Annotated in this window: 2 protein-coding genes and 1 pseudogene; 1 reads left to right on the forward strand and 2 read right to left on the reverse strand. The window is 66.5% G+C overall.

From position 1 onward, the window contains the following. Positions 1-740: inositol-3-phosphate synthase (locus JYA52_RS00295; protein ID WP_504739501.1), on the forward strand; the 740-nt coding region annotated here is incomplete at its 5' end. 112 nt (positions 741-852) lie between these two features. Here the strand turns inward: JYA52_RS00295 and mshA are convergent. Next, on the reverse strand, positions 853-2,109 hold the full coding sequence (mshA, locus tag JYA52_RS00300) for a D-inositol-3-phosphate glycosyltransferase (RefSeq protein WP_205651169.1): 1,257 nt from the start codon (positions 2,107-2,109) through the stop codon (positions 853-855). A 92-nt stretch (positions 2,110-2,201) separates the two neighbouring features. Beyond that, a pseudogene (locus tag JYA52_RS22210) lies at positions 2,202-2,352 on the reverse strand (MBL fold metallo-hydrolase); the annotation flags it as partial.

The raw sequence follows: 2,352 nt of genomic DNA on the forward strand, positions 1-2,352 counted from the left end.
AGCCGGTCGACGTCGTCCAGGCCCTGAAGGACGCCGAGGTTGACGTGATGGTCTGCTACCTGCCGGTCGGCTCGCAGGAAGCGGCGGAGTTCTACGCCCAGTGCGCGATCGATGCCGGGGCGGCGTTCGTGAACGCGCTGCCGGTGTTCCTCGCCGGCACCAAGGAGTGGGCGGACAAGTTCACCGCGGCCGGTGTGCCGATCGTGGGCGATGACATCAAGAGCCAGATCGGTGCGACCATCACGCACCGGGTGATGGCCAAGCTGTTCGAGGACCGCGGGGTGACGCTGGACCGCACGTACCAGCTGAATGTCGGCGGCAACATGGACTTCAAGAACATGCTGGAGCGTGACCGGCTGGAGTCCAAGAAGATCTCCAAGACCCAGGCCGTGACCTCCAACGTCGAGGCCGAGATGGCTGCGAAGGATGTGCACATCGGCCCGTCGGACTATGTGCAGTGGCTCGATGACCGGAAGTGGGCCTTCGTGCGCCTGGAGGGCCGGAACTTCGGTGACGCCCCGGTGTCGCTGGAGTACAAGCTGGAGGTGTGGGACTCGCCGAACTCCGCGGGTGTGATCATCGATGCGATCCGGGCGGCGAAGATCGGCCTGGACCGTGGCATCGGCGGCCCGCTGCTGTCAGCGTCGAGCTACTTCATGAAGTCCCCGCCGGAGCAGTTCAACGACGACCTCGCCCGTGAAAAGGTCGAGGCCTTCATCCGCGGCGACCTCGAGCGCTAACCCCCGCCCGACGCTCCCTCACCTTTCGCAGGTTTGGGCCCGACGCTCCCTCACCTTTCGCAAGTTTGGGCCCGACGCTCCCTCACTTCTTTTTGGTGGGGGAGTGTCCTGCTTAAACGGCCGCGAGTTCCAAGTGAACGGAGTGGTGGTCTGCGGCGGCGAGGTAGCTCTCGAGCGTGATGGCCGCAGTGCGCTGCCATCCTGAACTCTCCGCCTGGACGGAGGCCGCACGGCCCATGTCCTCCCGCCTGACGGGATCGTCGCACAAGGCTTCGAGGGCGTCGGCCCAGTCGGCTGCACGGTGCCCGTCAACCAGGATTCCTGTGAGGCCGTCGCTGACGGCGCGCGACAGGCCTCCAACGCGGGTGGCCACTACGGGTGTGCCGCAGGCTTGAGCCTCCAGTGCAACGAGCCCGAAGGACTCGCTGTAGGAGGGCATGACTACGACGTCGGCAGAACGGTACCAGCCGGCCAGCTCCGGTGCGGCGACCGGCGGAAGGTGGGTGACGACGTCGTCCATTCCTTCGGCGCTGACAACCGCTTTCAGATTGAAGTCCCGGGCGCCGCTCAGAGCGCCGAGGACGGTCACCTTCAGATCGATGTCCGGGCGGCGGCTGCGGAGGAGGGCCGCGGACTGGACCAGGACCTGTGGGCCCTTGAGCCACTGGATCCGCCCTGCAAACAGCAGATGGAATGTGCGTGGGGCAATGGCGTGCGCGGCGCGGGAGCGGCTGCGGGACGCGGGCGTGAAGACCGACAGGTCAACGCCAGGGGGAGCGACGTCGATCCGGTCAAAGTCAGCGTTGTAGTGTGAAACCAGCTCGGCGGCCTCGGCGCCGGTGTTGGCGATCAGGCGGGCAGCACCGTCGACGATCCTGTACTCGCCGTCCTCCCGGCGCCGCGGCTCGGGTTGCTCGCCCGTCTGCAGCACGAGGTTCTTGACCTTGGCCATGGTGTGCATGGTGTGCACCAACGGCACGTCCCACCGCCGGGACAGCTCGATGCCGGCGACACCGGAGACCCAGTAGTGGGCATGGATCACGTCGTAATGCCCGTGCGGCTGCCGCCCGCAGATTCTTTCGATCTCAGCGACCATGCTGGGCACCATGTCAGGCAGCTGCTCCTTGGGAACGTGCCGCCGTGGTCCCGCCAAGACGTTGTGGACGCGCACGCCCGCCTCGGGATGTTCGACGGCGGGCTGGCTGGCGTCTGTGGAGCGGGTGAAAATCTCCACGTCCACGCCGGCTTCCGCGAGGGCCGAGGCCAGGCCTCGGATGTAGACATTCATCCCGCCGGCATCACCGGAACCGGGCTGCTCCATAGGTGAGGTGTGTAGCGACAGCAAAGCCACGCGTCTGATCCGGGCCATGGCCCTCCCTTCTGGTTAATTGACGTCGGCGTATGCGGAAGACAGGAACGGCCCCCGCCTGACAGGGCGGGGGCCGTTCCTGGATCAGGACGTCACTGGTTGACCTTGGCGAGTGTTTCGCGTTCGGCGGCGATGGTGGTGTTGTCGCCGTGTCCGGTGCGGACGATGGTGTCGGGCGGGAGGGTCAGGAGGCGTTCGCGGATGGAGGTCAGGATGGTGGGGTAGTCGCTGTAGGAGCGGCCG

The sequence above is a fragment of the Arthrobacter pascens genome (assembly GCF_017052465.1).
Taxonomy (GTDB): domain Bacteria; phylum Actinomycetota; class Actinomycetes; order Actinomycetales; family Micrococcaceae; genus Arthrobacter; species Arthrobacter pascens.